The sequence below is a fragment of the Amygdalobacter nucleatus genome (assembly GCF_029167365.1).
In the GTDB taxonomy this organism is placed as follows: Bacteria; Bacillota; Clostridia; order Saccharofermentanales; family Fastidiosipilaceae; genus Amygdalobacter; species Amygdalobacter nucleatus.
Genome location: NZ_JARFNM010000001.1, coordinates 785,214 through 801,430, shown reverse-complemented (window position 1 = coordinate 801,430; position 16,217 = coordinate 785,214). Strand labels below are relative to the sequence as shown.

At 38.9% G+C, this 16,217-nt stretch carries 16 protein-coding genes and 1 tRNA gene; 1 reads left to right on the top strand and 16 read right to left on the bottom strand.

All coding sequences use genetic code 11. The features are described from left to right. Positions 1–43 precede the first annotated feature (43 nt). The 11 genes from PYS62_RS03620 to PYS62_RS03570 form a co-directional block, all read right to left on the bottom strand. Entirely contained in the window at positions 44–928 is an 885-nt protein-coding gene (locus PYS62_RS03620) for a TrmH family RNA methyltransferase (RefSeq protein ID WP_066714386.1), read from the bottom strand. 75 nt (positions 929–1,003) lie between these two features. Further along, complete coding sequence (rplT, locus tag PYS62_RS03615; protein ID WP_066714387.1) at positions 1,004–1,354, bottom strand: 50S ribosomal protein L20; 351 nt, start codon at positions 1,352–1,354, stop codon at positions 1,004–1,006. A gap of 21 nt (positions 1,355–1,375) precedes the next feature. After that, on the bottom strand, positions 1,376–1,573 hold the full coding sequence (rpmI, locus tag PYS62_RS03610; protein ID WP_066714389.1) for a 50S ribosomal protein L35: 198 nt from the start codon (positions 1,571–1,573) through the stop codon (positions 1,376–1,378). A gap of 45 nt (positions 1,574–1,618) precedes the next feature. Beyond that, positions 1,619–2,179, bottom strand: coding sequence for a translation initiation factor IF-3 (gene infC / locus PYS62_RS03605; protein WP_315572554.1), 561 nt, complete (start codon positions 2,177–2,179; stop codon positions 1,619–1,621). A gap of 176 nt (positions 2,180–2,355) precedes the next feature. Then, complete coding sequence (locus tag PYS62_RS03600; protein ID WP_066714393.1) at positions 2,356–3,549, bottom strand: coenzyme F420-0:L-glutamate ligase; 1,194 nt, start codon at positions 3,547–3,549, stop codon at positions 2,356–2,358. 225 nt (positions 3,550–3,774) lie between these two features. Beyond that, a complete protein-coding gene (locus tag PYS62_RS03595; protein ID WP_066714398.1) occupies positions 3,775–4,596 on the bottom strand; it encodes an RsmE family RNA methyltransferase in 822 nt (273 codons plus the stop codon). Between the two features lie 12 nt (positions 4,597–4,608). Then, positions 4,609–4,932, bottom strand: a complete 324-nt coding sequence (locus PYS62_RS03590) for a hypothetical protein (RefSeq protein WP_066714400.1) — start codon at positions 4,930–4,932, stop codon at positions 4,609–4,611. 56 nt (positions 4,933–4,988) lie between these two features. Next, positions 4,989–5,246: an HPr family phosphocarrier protein gene (locus tag PYS62_RS03585; protein ID WP_066714402.1), complete on the bottom strand. Its 258-nt coding sequence runs from the start codon at positions 5,244–5,246 to the stop codon at positions 4,989–4,991. A 39-nt stretch (positions 5,247–5,285) separates the two neighbouring features. After that, the gene (ptsP, locus tag PYS62_RS03580) at positions 5,286–6,902 is read right to left on the bottom strand and encodes a phosphoenolpyruvate--protein phosphotransferase (RefSeq protein ID WP_066714404.1); all 1,617 of its coding nucleotides are present in this window, start codon (positions 6,900–6,902) and stop codon (positions 5,286–5,288) included. An 85-nt stretch (positions 6,903–6,987) separates the two neighbouring features. Then, positions 6,988–7,809, bottom strand: a complete 822-nt coding sequence (locus tag PYS62_RS03575; protein ID WP_066714406.1) for a DUF1461 domain-containing protein — start codon at positions 7,807–7,809, stop codon at positions 6,988–6,990. A gap of 36 nt (positions 7,810–7,845) precedes the next feature. Continuing rightward, positions 7,846–8,475: an HAD family hydrolase gene (locus tag PYS62_RS03570; protein ID WP_066714408.1), complete on the bottom strand. Its 630-nt coding sequence runs from the start codon at positions 8,473–8,475 to the stop codon at positions 7,846–7,848. Positions 8,476–8,789: 314 nt separating this feature from the next. Between PYS62_RS03570 and PYS62_RS03565 the strand changes: the two genes are divergently transcribed. Next, positions 8,790–10,178, top strand: a complete 1,389-nt coding sequence (locus tag PYS62_RS03565; RefSeq protein ID WP_066714409.1) for a CapA family protein — start codon at positions 8,790–8,792, stop codon at positions 10,176–10,178. Between the two features lie 111 nt (positions 10,179–10,289). On the opposite strand, the gene PYS62_RS03560 is transcribed toward PYS62_RS03565, so the two are convergent. The 5 genes from PYS62_RS03560 to rnhA form a co-directional block, all read right to left on the bottom strand. Then, positions 10,290–10,363, bottom strand: a tRNA-Val gene (locus PYS62_RS03560). Between the two features lie 97 nt (positions 10,364–10,460). Then, positions 10,461–11,327, bottom strand: a complete 867-nt coding sequence (locus tag PYS62_RS03555) for a bifunctional 5,10-methylenetetrahydrofolate dehydrogenase/5,10-methenyltetrahydrofolate cyclohydrolase (RefSeq protein WP_156422977.1) — start codon at positions 11,325–11,327, stop codon at positions 10,461–10,463. Next, positions 11,315–14,818 carry a DNA translocase FtsK gene (locus PYS62_RS03550; protein WP_066714413.1) on the bottom strand — a complete coding sequence of 1,168 codons (3,504 nt, stop codon included), beginning with the start codon at positions 14,816–14,818 and terminating at the stop codon, positions 11,315–11,317. The genes PYS62_RS03555 and PYS62_RS03550 overlap by 13 nt, the downstream gene beginning before the upstream one ends. Before the next feature lie 9 nt (positions 14,819–14,827). Further along, positions 14,828–15,409, bottom strand: a complete 582-nt coding sequence (locus PYS62_RS03545) for an NUDIX domain-containing protein (RefSeq protein WP_066714415.1) — start codon at positions 15,407–15,409, stop codon at positions 14,828–14,830. Positions 15,410–15,417: 8 nt separating this feature from the next. Beyond that, complete coding sequence (gene rnhA / locus PYS62_RS03540) at positions 15,418–15,894, bottom strand: ribonuclease HI (protein ID WP_066714417.1); 477 nt, start codon at positions 15,892–15,894, stop codon at positions 15,418–15,420. Between the last annotated feature and the right edge of the window lie 323 nt (positions 15,895–16,217).

The window sequence follows — 16,217 nt, the reverse complement described above, 5'->3', positions numbered from 1 at the left end:
TATCAACCGTTTTAACTGGCCTCTAGTTTAATTGCCATCATATTTAATGGAAACGTAATTCAGCTAAACAAATAGCCGTTGCACTAGCCACGTTTAGAGATTCGCTATTTTCTAGCATAGGAATTGTCAAAATACCATGCGCTGCGTCTAAACTAGCTTGGCTAACTCCATTCCCTTCATTGCCCATAATTAAGGCAAGCTTCTTCAATTTAGCTTGCGGATATGTTTGCAAAAAACTAAAAATATTTTCTTTGGCTAAGGCTGCTGCCAACAATGTATAATTATTGGCTTTTAATTGTTGGAATAAAGTCGTAGCTTGCTGATTTTCAACAATATTAACTTTGAATATGCCACCCATCGTCGAACGCAAAACTTTGTCTTGCCAAGCATGTACCGTTCCTTCTAATAAATAGATATCCCTAACGCCAAAAGCTGCTGCCGCCCTAATAATATTGCCCAAGTTGCCAGGATCTTGTACCTGGTCCAATACAAGCACAATTTCACGCTCTTTAATCGAAACAGCTGGCTGAAAAGTAGCTAAAAGCTCATGCTGTTCAGCTTCAACTTTAAAATTGCAAGCTGCCAACTTGGCCAAATTTAGCACAGCAATAATCCCCTGGCTTTGCACGGTTGTCGATATTTGCTTATACAAACTAGTGGCTAAAACGTAAATTTTAGGCAACTCTGCCATTGATAAATTGGCATTAGCAAATAAGCCAAGCAAAAACTTTTGCTCTGTCTGCCAAAAATCAGGTGTGAGAATCAAGCATTCAACTTTTTTTACAAAGCTAGGTGAAGCATATAGTTCCTTAACAATTCTCTCACCCTCTACCAAACAAAAGTCACGCTTCTTACGCTTAAAAATCGTCAGCCATTCTTTGAACAATTTATTTTGCTTACTTGTAATAAATGTTGCAGAAAGTTCCAAACTAGCCTCACACTCTATCTACAAATAAACCCCCGCATTCAGTGAATACGAGGGTGTATATTAAGTAAAATCAAATTACTTATTCTTAACCATTTCAACTAATTTTGCAAAATCAGCTGCTTGATTCAAAGCCATATCTGCCAAAACCTTACGGTCCAACATGATACCCAAGCTCTTCAAGCCACTCATGAAACGACTATAGGACATACCGTTCAAACGTGTAGCAGCATTGATACGTGCAATCCACAAGCGGCGGAATTCGCGTTTCTTCAAGCGACGATGTGCAAAGGCATAGTTACCTGATTTCCAGACTTGTTGCTTAGCTACTTTGAACAACTTGCTCTTACGGCCATAATAGCCACGAGCCATCTTTAAAATTTTCTTATGTTTGGCGCGTTGTGTAACGCCTCTTTTAACTCTGGACATTTACTTTACCTCCACGCTCGCTTAGTTATAAGGAATCATCTGTTTAACATTATTAGCGAATTGACCAACGATGACAGTTGAACCACGCAAATTACGTTTTTGGCGAGGTGACTTACAAGTTAATTTGTGCTTCTTGTCTGAATGATAACGCAAAACTTTGCCACTGCCTGAAATCTTAAAACGCTTCTTGGAAGCGCTGTGAGTCTTTTGTTTTGGCATAAGAATTCCTCCTTGCAATCTCTATCTTTAGCCGATACTAAAGTTCTATTTTGCTTTCTTAGGAGCTAAGAACATCAACATGTTTCGCCCCTCCAACTTAGGTGCTTTCTCAATCACCGCTAAATCCTGGCAAGACTCAGCGAACTTGCGCATAACCTCTAGTCCTTGATCGACATAGGTCATCTCTCGTCCACGGAAACGAATAGCAACTTTGACCTTGTTGCCATCCTCTAACCACTTACAAGTATTTTTGCGTTTAAAGCTTAAATCGTGCTCATCAGTTGTCAACTTAAGTTGAACTTCCTTTAGTTCTTGCACCTTCTGATTCTTCTTAGCTTCTTTCTTATGCTTCTTCTGTTCGAAGAGATACTTGCCATAATCCATAATTTTGGCAACTGGATTAGCCGGATTATCAGCAACTAAAACTAAATCTAAATTAGCGCTATGAGCTTCGTTTAACGCTGCTTGTAAAGTCATATCACCTAATTGCTCACCATTTTGGCTTATAACGCGCAACTTCTGATAAACAATTGATTCGTTGACTTGCACACGCTCTTGTTTCTTAGCGATGGTAACACCTCCTGATATAAAAAAACAGAGTCTCACGCTCTGTTCAAACAAGTCACATATACATTCTTGTAAGAACCTCTTTACTTGAGCTTGAGGTGAGATAAATCTACTTTTCGTTCCTATGTTACTAGAACATCATTAGTTTGTCAATTACAAAATTGTTACATTCAAGAAAATAGCCGGTGCATTGCACCGGCTAAGTAACTACTAACTTACTGATCAGCGTAATTTGAGAAGTAACCCTGAATGTAAATGAATGGTGTACCCTTATCGCCACTACCTGATGTTAAGTCACACAGAGAACCTAATAAGTCAGTCAAACGTCTTGGGGTTGTACCTTGACCAGCCATACCAGCTGTTTCGCTTCTTTCCTTATTCTTGATACGCTCAATAATTGCTGCCTTTTGGGACTTAGCATCAAGGTTGGAGAAATCATTATCAGCTAAGTACTTCAACTTCAATTCACTTGGTGTACCTTCCAAACCGCTTGTATAAGCAGGGCTAACAACCGGATCAGCCAACTCCCAAATCTTACCAACTGGATCTTTGAAGGCGCCATCGCCATAAATCATAACTTCAATATTCTTGCCTGTCTTCTCGCGCAAAATGCTTTGGATACGCTCAACAGTTTTCTGGCAATCACGTGGGAACAACTTAACCTTCTCTTCAGTTGACTTGTTAGTACCAAGCAAACCGTACTTTTCGTTGTAGCCGCTACCATCAACTGAGCTTGTCAAAATTTCATACATACCGTAGCAAACCTTAGCACCAGCACGTAACAAGAGATTCTTCGTTTCTACACGATTATGAATATCGCAAGTCAAAACTTCATCTGCATATTGCAAAATCGTCTGTGGTTGGTTAGCAAAAATAACTTCAGCGTGGCAATTTTCGCCAGCACAAATTTGCTTGTAGAACTCAACATAGTTCATCTTCGTAAACGGATGGCAACTTTCACCGAAATTACTTACAAATTCAGCTTCTGTTAATACGTCACTGTAAGGATTAACTTTGCTGCTGTACATCATTTTAGGATCAAACAATGCATTACCAGCTTCGTCTTGTGGATAGCTTAACAAAATCACAAGTTCCTTCTTGGCTCTTGCGAAAGCCTTCAACATAATGGAGAAACGGTTACGGCTTAAAATTGGGAAAACAATACCCATCTTATCGCCTGGGAACTTAGCTTTAATATCTTTAGCGATTTGATCTACTGTTGCATAATTGCCTTGAGCTCTTGCAACAACTGATTCAGTAAGACTGAAAACATCTTTATCCTGAACTTGGATTTTTTCGCCATCAATTGCTGCTAATAACGCATCACTGGCTACCTTTGCAATATCATCACCTGTGTTGATGATTGGTCCTCGAATACCACGAACAACTGTTCCTAAAAAAGCTGACATAAATAATGCCTCCTTGATATAGTTTCAACGTTAATTTAATACAAACTAAACCTATTTACAGGCTACCTATTTGCCACAAACTAAATAAATCTAGTTTCTATTAAATTAGCGCATGCATCGATCGAAGCATTTCGTCGCTCAAAAAAAAAAACAACGGGAATGATTATAGCGCAAACTAGTGAACTTGTCAGCAGGTTACTGCCACTAAAAACACAATTTTACAAATTAGACAAATTGATACTCAGTCACTTTAATAGTCAGCTGTTCAAGCTCTAGCATCAAATAGCTGAGCATTGCAAGCGGCGCTGTTTCTGTCCGCAAAATACGCGAACCCAAATTGATCGTAAAAGCCTTATCCAAGCTTTGAATTTGCAAAACTTCTTTTTCTGAAAAGCCACCTTCTGGCCCAACCAGAATTGCGATGCGTTTGCGTTTGCTGTTAGCTACGTTGGTTTTAAGTGCTGCACTCAACTCAGCGTAGTGTTCAGAAAACCAATTTGCTAAATTTTGCTCAGTCTGACTCTGCTCATATGCAAACAAAATATAATCTGCATCTATCATATTTAATACATCAAACAAATTAGCACTAGGTTGAACTTCGACTAACTTAGCTCGATGTGACTGTTTACAAGCAGCCAAAGCAATTTCATTACGCCTTTGACTGAGTTTGGCAAGTTTTTCTTTTTTATCACGGCTGATACTGCGTTCACAAACACATGGCCAAATTTCGCTAACGCCAAGCTCGCATGCTTTCATTATTATATGCTCTAACTTATCAGCCTTAGGTAGACCTTGTACAAGTAGCAAATCCAAAGGTAATTCAGAGTTAGGCAATGCAGGCTTATAGACTTCTAAGCTAACAGTATCTTTAGTTATATCACTGATTTTGGCACGAAATATCTCTCTAGCATAAGCTACAGTCAACTCATCACCCACTTTTGCTCTTAACACACAGCTCAAGTGATGTGCTTGCTTAGAGTCTAGTTCGCTTGTACCACAGCCAGTTGGCTCATCCCATTTAAGATTTGAAACAAAAAAGTGTTGCATACAAAATCAGCCTTAACAGCCTTTCTCTTTATCTTTTTTGTCTTTGTCTTTTGCTACTTCATCAGCAAACCTATCCACCTGCTTAGTCAATTCATTGCGAATCAAAGCAGCTAACTTTAAGCGATCTTGACTGAAGGAACGTTCCTTATCAACATAATTAGTCAACTCAGTCTGATACTTATCTTGCTCCTCTTTGCTTGTAAGTTCTTCTGGCTTAACAATATCATCTTCGAACTTAGGCCAAACGATCTTGCCATCACCACAACAACCCTCACTAGCTTCACGCCAGAGCTTAATTTGTTCCTCTTCACTTAATTTAGCTGCTTCTATTTTCACTCTAAAACCTCAGTCAAAAGCGTAAGCATACAGTTTGCGCCTTTATAATTTGTAACTTAAAGATTTTCCTCAACAAATGCTTTCAAATCATTAAAAGCGGCATCCTCATCTTCGCCTTCTACCTTAAGTTCGATTTTGTCACCTTGTTTAACACCAAGTGTCAACAAACGGATCAATTTCTTACAATCGGCTTCTTTAACGCCATTGCTCAATGTAATTTTGGATTGGAAAGCAGCAGACTTAGTAGCTAATAAGCCAGCTGGTCTAGCATGCAAACCTAATTGATCTTTGACTGTGTAAGTAAATGTTTTCATAAAATATAGTCCTTTCTGCAAACTAAATTAATCTGTTTTTTATTCTGTCTTAGCAATTGCACGACGGATAATTGGGGTTTTGGCTGGTGATATGGAAAGTTCAGTATAGCCATAGGAAATTAAGGTAGAAGTTATCTCAGAATTAGAAGCTAACTCACCACATACACCTGCCCAAATACCGTTTTGATTAGCAGCTTCAGCAACCATCTTCATCAAACTTAAAACAGCAGGATTGGTATCATCATACAAATATGCCACTGCATCATTCTGACGATCACAAGCCAAGGTATACTGCGTCAAGTCGTTCGTACCGACACTGAAGAAATCAACTTCTTTGGCTAAATCATCAGCTAAAATACAAGCAGCTGGTGTCTCGATCATAATACCAAATGGGATATTCTCACTAAACGGCTGATTAGCTGCCTTTAATTCTTCTCGACATTCAGCCAAAATTTCTTTACATTGTCTAACTTCATCAACCGAAATGATCATCGGCACCATGATAGACAATTTGCCAGCTACAGAAGCTCGCAACAAAGCCTTTAATTGATCTTTGAACAAACGCTTATCATCTAAACAGATACGCACTGCCCGTTTGCCTAAGGCTGGATTAGCCTCTTTCTTCAAGCGCAAGCAAGCTACCTGCTTATCAGCGCCAATATCCATGGTTCTCACAATTAACGGTTTGCCATCCAAAGCTTGCAAAGCCTTGGTGTAGATTTTGGTCTGTTCTTCTTCAGTTGGTAAGCTGCTACGGCCCATATACAAAAATTCAGAGCGGAACAAGCCAACACCTTCTGCGCCATTTTCAAGTACAGACTTAATATCTTCTAGGCTACCTATATTGTTATAAAGCTTAATAGCCTTGCCAGACTTAGTTAAACTTGGTCCATTCAGATATTGTTTAAGTTCAGCTAACATAGCTTTTCTTTTCGCAATTTTATCGTTATATTCAGCTAATTGTTCAGCACTTGGTTCAGTGATAAAGCAACCATCAACGGCATCCAAAATAACTGTATCACCTGTTTTTACGCTGTTTTGTTTCAATGGTGTCTGAATTAAAGCCGGCACATTCATACCACGGGCTAAAATGGCGGTGTGTGAATTAGCTGAGCCTTGGCGTAAAACGAAGCCTAGAATTTTATCTTTAGGAAATGTAACTGTCTCAGATGGTTCCAAATCATCAGCTACAACAATTGCTGGTTCTAAAATCTCTGTATTACTTTCGACATTGGCTAGTATACGAATCAGGCGATTAGATATATCTTTGAAATCTAAGGCCCTCTGCTGCATATAATCATCATCGATTGCCAGCATCATATCAGCAAACGTCTGACCTGCCTTCTGAACAGCATGTGGTGCATCAAGTCCATCTTTAATCAAATTACGCACTTCATCTTTGAAATCGTCATCCTGAATCAGCATCTGATGAACTTCAAACAGCAATGACTTATCACGCCCTAGCTCTTTCAAAGCCTTGATAAACAACTCCTTCAACTGACTGGTTGCAACCTTCAACGCATCCTCATATTTAGCTAATTCTTCGTCTGCTGAACCAGCCTCATAATTCAACTTATCTAATGAAAATTTTTCATAGACGAAAACAGGTGCTACGACCATGCCTTCGGATATTACTCTTCCCTGTAAAGTTGCCATCTTTTTTACCTCTTTTACATGTCAAGTTGTAATCTATATTTTAACATAATTAAGCTTGCCTAAGGCATGTAAAAGTAAGATAAAATTAAACAGTTTTATGCCATTTTTGAATGAAATAAAGGCAGATACTTGGAAACAAAAGTAAGAGCAGATAAAGACCTGCTAAGCTAGCTGTCGTTGTTTGTAAAATATAATGTACTAAATTGTCAAAGAATTGACCATCAACCAAATTGACCATACGCGAGGTGTTAGGGTCTAATTGCCACAAATCATTACTGAACAAAAGTTCGTGAAAATGCCACCAAAAGCTAGAAAAATCAGAACTTGCTAGCCAGGCAATTAGACCAACAAACAGGGCAATTATAAGCAAACTATAGCAAGCTGAGCGCCGCATGGATCGCCAGAAATAGCTGAATTTACGCATGGCAACAGCTGTCTGCATTTTAGCAAGCTTATTGTGCGCAAAATAAAATTTAAGTTGCCATAAATAGGGCAAAAACAAGCCACAGATAATGAGTACACTAACTATTATCAAGACCCGTTTCAGCTTAAGTAAAAGCTGCCAAAGCGCACGCACATCAACCATATGTGCTATTTCACGCGCATTGTACATTTCCACTGTTTCTTGATTACTAGTTAAGCGCACGGTCAAATTAATGTCATCACGCTTACCATTCAAATAATCAAGCAAAACTTTTAAGGCTGTCTCTAGTTCATCTTCACTTACATCAACATGTTTAGCTGTACCTAAATTGCGGAAATTCTGCTGATAAAACGGGAAATCAAAGCAGCAAGTAGCTATACTCTGAAAAACAACAACTGTTGCTAAACATAAAGCAAGTAGCGTCTGCAGAACAGTCAAGCCAATATTAGACTTATTGTATATAAGCTCCTCACCTTGATTCATTTTCCCTCCAGCTAAACCTAAGAAATTGACCAGACACTAAGCTTCTAATAGTTTGAGCAAATCTGTTGGCTTTTGCAAATAAATCTGACAGTCTTGCTCTGTTAAATCTTTACCGCCCCAAGCTGCAAAAGCAAAATCGACATTAGCTGCCTTAGCGCAATCACGGTCGAACTCAGTATCACCGACAAATAACAAGTCTTGATTTGTACAACCAGTCTTATCCATATAATACAACAAAATATCTGGTGCTGGTTTACGGTTACTAACCATATTACCGCATACTGCTAAGCCCAATTTAGAGAAAATTGGCAAATTAGCAAAGTCTTTATAATACTCATCGTAAATACGGCTTGTTCCTATTCCGATTGTATATTTAGTGCTGAGCTGTTCCAATGTATCCAACATTCCCTCAAAGAAAACAACTTCTTTATCATAATGCAAAAGATGTTGTTCCCAACAATGAATAATCTCATCAACATCAATGTTATAACCCAATCTATGCAAAATTGGCTTTGGTGCCATACCCATAGCAAAACCTAGTTCGCTAATTGGATGCTCAACTCCACGCATATCAATAATTGCTTGGCGTAAAGTTGAAAGCACTTTCATCTCACTATCAACCAAAGTACCATCAACATCAAAAACAATATATTTGTATTTTTTCATTCTTATCTCCTAAAATGTGAAGCTTGCCTAACTCTTAAACTAAATAAAGTGCAAGCTAAAACTGTTATTCGCTGATTGTAATCTATAAATCTGACAAATCAATTGCAAGCAATGTTACAACCTAAATTTCAGTATTTCAGCCCTTTTGTTCGCAAAATACAGCTTGTAAATTTGGCACATTGCCCTATTTCCTTAACAAAAGTCGCCATCAGTCAAGCCATTAAAATTAAAAATTACATTTACTTTTTGCTAGTTGCGAATCATAATAATGTAAATTAAGCTGTATATAACAAAATTTTTGAAGCGAGGCTTAAATGTCTAAATATAAGAAATCATATTTATCATTAGCAATCATCATCTGTGCACTGCTTGTTTGTAACCTATTTTTATTCAGTAAAAGTATAAAGCCGCATAAAGCTAAACAAACTACAAACTCACGCAAGCAAGCAAATAAAGTGCAAGCTGTGCCAGCAACAAGCTCTGAAAGTACGCCTGCAACAAAGGATATAGAAGTAACGACTTTAAAATGTCGCTTATCCTGGGTTGGCGATGTGTTATTACATGACACTTTATTAAGAGCAGGCAATGCTGAAAAAGATCAAGCTAGCAATTTTGACTTTTTGTTCCAACATTTTACTAATCGCTTTGCTAAAATTGATTGGCCAATTGTTAATATGGAAGGTACGATGACCCCAGCATTAAAAGCTAACGATCAATTTTCCGCCTATCCCCTTTTCCGCTCTCCCACAACCTTAGCCAAAGCCATGCAAAAGGCTAACGTCAAATTAGCTGTTACCAGCAATAACCACTGCATAGACTCAGGTGTTAGCGGTGTAAATTCGACTTTGGAGGCTTTGGAAAGCTGTGGCATTGTCCATGTTGGTACAAGCAAAAGTAAGGATAGCAAAACTTGGCTGATCAAAGACATTAACGGCATTAAAGTTGGCTTCTCAGCTTGGACATACGAAACTGTCAGACTGAACGGCAATATCGGGATAAACGGTATTTCTCTACCAGCTGAGCTTGTGGGACGGGTTGATAGTTTTTCTTACGAAAGTCCTTATTTTGAACAAGACCTAAAACGCATGCAAGACAGGGCCCGTGAGATGCAAAAAGCAGGTGCTGAAGCGACTGTTTTCTTCATGCATTGGGGGACTGAATATAATCCACAAATTTTGATTGCTTCTCAGCAAATTGCGCAAGCTTTGGCCGATGTAGATTGCGATTTAATCTTCGCAACTGGTCCACATTGTGTCCAAGCTATTCAAAGCGTTAAAGCAAAAAACTCTGAGCACCGCTTATTAAGTTACTATTCTGTCGGCAACTTCGTTTCAGCTCAGCAATATTCAACTGGTCTAGGCGAGCCAAATTCAGCCAACATTCCTGGCATTGCTGAAGATGGTTTGTTCGCAGAAGTTGAATTTAGCAAGCCTTCTAACAGTGCTCGTGCCAAAATTTCATTCGCAACTTATCAACCGCTTTATTGTTACAAGCCTGCAAGTTCTAATGGCGGGCATCTAGCACAAGCTATCTGTTTGGTTGATGCAAATAAACAGCCTGAAAAAGTTGATGGTCAAATGGACTTAATCACAGCCTCAGCTAAGCGAACAGCTCAGATCATGCAAGAGAACTCCGTTGAAGGTTTCAATTTCATTGATCCTTACAAAACTGATCCTTGGCTCAAACAATTTGCAATTAATTAATAGGCAGGAATTGATTTGCCGTGAAATTAATCTGGCATGAATTTATTAAGCGTGAAATTAAATTAGGCGTGAAATCAGCACAAAAAAAGGACTCAAACTAGAGTCCAAATATGGGCGGTGCAGGACTCGAACCTGTGACCTCATGCGTGTGAAGCATGCGCTCTAACCAGCTGAGCTAACTGCCCTCAAGCTTTATCATTATAGCATTAAATTCAAGTAACGCAAACGAAAGCAGGCCCTAAGGCCTGCTTTTATATCCCCTATTTTCTAGTAAAAGGAACTTTAATGTTCTAACCAAGCTTGTACAGCATTAACAATCAGCTGAGCTACGGTAAGTGGGCCAACGCCACCTGGAACTGGCGTATAATTCTCTGCTAATTCATAGCATGCATGATCAATATCACCAACTAACTTACCTTCAGCTGTCCGATTAATTCCAACATCAACCAACGATACGCCCGCCTTGATTGCCGTTTGAGGTAAGAAATTAGCCTTACCTACACTCGTGACAATCAAATCCATATTCTGGCTTAATTCGAACAAATTCTTCGTCTTAGAATGAGCAATTGTCACCGTTGCATTCTTTGCTAACAGCATAGCTGCTAGAGGTTTAGCCACAATATTGCTCCGGCCGATGATTAAAACGTTTTTGCCTGTCAAATCATAGTTGTAATAATCTAATAAGCGCATGATACCAGCTGGCGTACATGGTCTTAGGCCTGGTGCATTCAGCCAACATGCACCCATATGCTCGGCTTTAAAACCATCAACATCTTTGTCAGTCGAAATAGCAGCTTGCACGATTTGCACATTGATATGCTTCGGCAAAGGCAACTGTACCAATATACCATCAACAGTTTTGTCTGCATTTAGCTGCTTGATAACATTCAATAATTCAGCTTCACTAACAGTAGGCTCCAAAGCAATCGTTTCATTCAAGATACCAACTTTATCGCAGGATCTCAATTTGTTTCGAATATAAACTTGCGAAGCTGGGTCTGTACCGATTACAACTATTGCCAACTTTGGAGCTCGCCCCTGTTTGGCGCTATTTTCAGAAATTGCTTGTCTAGCTTCTAATAACATAGCTTGTGCTACTTCTTTGCCTGACCACAACATATTAACTTCACCTTTCCTTACTTTTCCCAATCTGAACGACTAATTTTAATTTCACGCGGCTTTGAACTGTTGGCAGGTCCAATAAAGCCTGCTTGTTCCAAGCTATCAATCAAACGACCAGCTCTTGGATAACCAATATTTAGACGTCTTTGCAAAATTGAAACTGAAGCATAACCAGCATCTAAAATTGTTTCAACTGCTGCATCAAACAGCTCATCTTGATCACTATTAGCTTTGACATTCTTGTTATCATCGCTCTTATCTACGAAAATATCGACTACTGTTGCTTCATCTATATAAGCTACATTGTTTTCCTTAATAAATTTGACAACAGCCTCTACATCTTGGTCGCTGATAAAAGCACCCTGGCCACGGGTTGACTTGATTGCTCCACGTGGATTGTACAACATATCGCCCTTACCTAACAGCTTCTCTGCGCCAGATCCATCAAGGATTGTGCGTGAATCGACTTGTGAAGAAACAGCAAAAGCAATACGCGATGGCACATTAGCCTTAATTACACCGGTTATAACATCAACAGATGGACGCTGAGTTGCCAAAATCAAATGAATACCGCAAGCTCTACCCTTAGCTGCAATGCGATTGATCGCATCTTCAACTTCTTGAGGCGCTGTCATCATCAAATCAGCCAATTCATCAATCACCACAACCAAATATGGCATATGTTGCATAATTTCATAGACTAATTGACCATTACTATCAACATGGCTTTGTCTGAAACCAGCATGACTGTTCACATATTCATTGTATGACTTGATGTCTCTAACCTGTGCTTTAGCTAGCAAAGTATAGCGCCGTTCCATTTCGCCACAAGCCCAGTTCAAAGCCTTGGCTGCCTTCTTGGGATCTGTTACAACTGATGCTAAAAGATGCGGAATACCATTGTAAACGCTCAGCTCAACAACCTTAGGGTCGACTAAAATCAGTTTAAGCTCATCAGGTTGACAGTGATAAAGCAAGCTGATCAAGATAGCATTAATACAGATTGACTTACCAGAACCAGTTGCACCAGCGATCAAGGTATGCGTCATATCTGCTAAATCTGCAATTAAGGCCTGCCCTGGAATATCACGGCCCAGAGCTACTTTCAACGGTTGTTGATTTTCTAACCACTTACTTGAAACTAATAAGGAACGCAAATCAACCACACGTTTTTCTTTGTTCGGTATTTCAATGCCGATTGCCGATTTACCAGGAATTGGTGCTTCAATTCGAACACCTGTTGCAGCTAAACTCAAGGCTATATCATCATTCAAATTGACAATTTTGGAAACCTTGACCCCAATACCCGGGCTTAATTCGAAGCGTGTAATTGTCGGACCAGTCGTTATGTTGATCACTTCAGCATCAACTCCAAAGCTCTTCAATGTACTTTCTAACTTGTCCGCTTGTGCTCTGATTTGTTCGGTATTGTTACTATTACTATTATTCTTAACTTCCGTCAATAAACTAATATCAGGGAACACATAGTCCGGCTTATTCATAGCTGGTTTTTCGACCAATTGCTGTAAAGCACTTTCTTTCAATAAGCTGTCTTTAGCCTCACGTTGTGTGTATTTGACGTTTGCCGACCTTGTTGAATGTTCAGGCTCATTATTTGCCAAATCTAAATCGGCTAATAATTCGACATTCTTATTTGTACGACTACCTTTTGAAATGGCTTGCTTGTTATCATCATGAACACTAATATCTTCACTTGGCACTTCTTTAGTCTCAACCAGTGAGTCTGCTTCAGTTCCTAACTGTAAATCAGTACGTTCAGCTTGACTATGCATTTCTGGTTGCATATTAGTTGGCTTACTTTCAGTTACAGCCGAATTATTAGTTGCAGCTGAATTGTTAGTTGCAGCTGAATTAATGCTTAAGTCCTTTACATTATTTGGCTCTAAGTCAGTCATTTCACCATTGTTCATGTAAGCTTGGCGATTTTTAGCTTGGGTCCAAATGTTGAAATCTGTCATTAGTTGCTTGTCTGTCGGTAACTGCGTGCCAATCTCATCAGCCGTTGGATCCAAAGCAAAAGGATCAACATTAATTTTTTCTTCAACAACTGCAAATTGTGGCTGCAAGGATGACTTATTGAGAATATCATATTCACGATTCAATGCTGCCTGCTCAGCCTGATTGGCTAAAGGCTCAGAATGAGCTTTTAAGTTAGATACAGTCTTTTGAGGTAAAACAACTTCTGTTTGTGGCTCATTGGATACACTTGTTTCTGGTGATAGACTCATCTCACCAAACTGAGTTGTAGGTCTATTATCTAATGAACTTATTGGCTGAGCTATTTTGGGCGCTTCTTTAGCAAGTTCTGAACTAGCCTTAAAGCTTGGATTAAACAAGTTAGCTGCTTCTACTTTAGCCCAAATTTTAGAATTAGCTTGTTTTCGCCACGCATTACTGTCAATCAATTTAGGTTCTACTTGCAAGTTACGATTGCTTGCATTTTCTACCTTCGTTTCAAGTTTCTCAGCCTCAACTTTATGCGTTGTGTCATCAGTTTCTGTATTTACTGTTTGATTAAAGTCCATCTTTTGAGCTAATTCAACAGATTTATTAGCCGTATATGGCTCTAACTCAGCTTCATAAGCTGTCACAATTGGTGCAGAATTAACCTTATCGACTATATCAGCAGCTTCGTTTGTATTTGGCTCGTTATTTAACTCATTAATTGCTTCTAATACCTTGCCTGAATTAGCTTCAATAGGTTCAGGTAAAGCATCAGCTGCTAAAGTTACATCATCGGTTAAATCAGGCGCACTTAGCTTGGCATAACTTTCGCCAGCTTCTAAATCGTTAGCTTTTTGTTCCGCTAATTCCTGCATTGTTTCATGCACCGCCTGCTTAATATTTTCATTTGAAGCAAGCAAAACATCTTTCAGTGTAATCAGCCACTCTAGCAAAGAAAAGCCAAAAATAATGCGAATTTCGCCAGCTAACAGAATTAACAAGACAATCTTGCCAACTAGTGAACCGAACAATTCATGAAAAGCTAAACTGAAAGCACCCGCCAAAACGCCAACTGGGCGCACGTCTTGCAACAAAGGGAAATTGCCAGGCTCAATACTAGCTTGCCAAAGTAAGTTAATGCTAGTTGTGGCTCTAACTTCACTCTGAGCAAACCACAAATTGGCTTGTGTATGTTGGTAAAATTGCGTCATCTGCTCAACTTGCTTGATAAAAGCATTTTGATCAAGTGTAAAGAACTGAATTAAAGCAGCAACTAGCATATACATAATCAGGCAATGCACAATCAACTGCTTAGGTAGTCCATGCCGTTTATGTCTAAAGCCTAACCAAGCTGTCAATAACAATAGCAATGGTATGCAATGGTAAAGTGGGCCACATAAGCCATAGGCAACATAACGAAAAAATACACCCATTGCACCAGATACTTCAGCTGGTAGATAAAACGAAATTAAAACCAATATTGCTAGACACAGTACAATTAAGCTGACTATGCCCTGTAAACCTAAACTTTCACCTTTACGATAAGAAGCCATGACTCTCCCTTAATTTTGCTTACTGTCTAATAATTGCTTGATTTTGTATGCTAAGGCAATCGTTTTGCCATCATGTAATTTGCCTTGCTCAATCAATGTGATAATCTCCGGTAAACTCAGCTTTAAGATGGATAAATTTTCGCCATCATCTAAGTTTTGGGCTGTTTTTTGCAAATTCGTTGCATAGTATAGATAAATTCGCTCAGAGGAATAACCACATGTTGGATAAATATAGCCTAGGTCAACAACTTTTTGAGCTTTATAGCCGCACTCTTCTTCTAATTCACGCATTGCGCACAATTTGGCAAGTTCGGCCTTTTCAATTTTGCCAGCTGGAAATTCTAACAATTCCTGCTGTACAGCAAAACGATACTGTCTAACTAACAAAAATTTGCCATCAGGAAGTTGAGCGGCAATGCAAGCTCCGCCATTGTGTAAAGCTACTTCTCTTGGATGGACTGAACCATCAGGTAACTTCACTTGAAATTTCTTAGCGGTAAAAACATAGCCATTAAAAAAGGTCTCTGAACTAACTTCTGTTTCTAAAAATTCCGACTTACTCTTATCTCCAAGCTCTTGCTCGTTAATCATATTTCGCCTCAACAATCCTTAATTTTCTTTAGTTTACGCCATTCCGCCACAGCTAGTTCATCACAGCGATTGTTATATTTATTATCGCTATGGCCCTTTACCTTAACAAAGCTGACACTATATTTATCAACAAGCTTTATAAGCTCCTGCCATAAGTCCTTATTGCTGACTTCTTTCTTCGTACTATTCAGCCAATTATGCTTCTGCCAGCTCACAACCCAGCCTTGCTTAAAAGCGTTGACGACATAGCTACTATCACTGTATATGATTGTTGGCACTTGCTTCTTTAAGCAATCTAAAGCCCGAATAACAGCTGTCAGCTCCATCCGATTGTTAGTCGTGCTTACCTCGCCGCCTGACATTTCTTTCTTGTAGCCACGATAAAGCAAAACACAAGCCCAACCGCCATAGCCAGGGTTACCAGAACAGGCACCGTCAGTATAAATATGTAAAGTTGGATCCTCTATACTAGCTTGCTCTACCATTGTCATCTCCCCAAAATATGTTTTATTTAATTATATAGCACATCGAACAGATTAGGAAACATACGACGTAGCTCACTGAAAATGCCTGTGAAATTTCATAAGCAGGCAAGAAAAAAATATACTTCGTAAGCTCATGACATTTTAGTATATTCTTCAACTATTTCTGACTAATTAATATAGATTGATAATGAGTAGTAGTTTTTTGTTTTAAGAATAAGCTTTGCTTTTGCTTTTTCAGAATCGAATAAATAAGTAACAAATTATCAGAGCACGCTAAACGGTGAATTAGTCCATCAATATTTAAGCAAGGTTTTACCAATGTA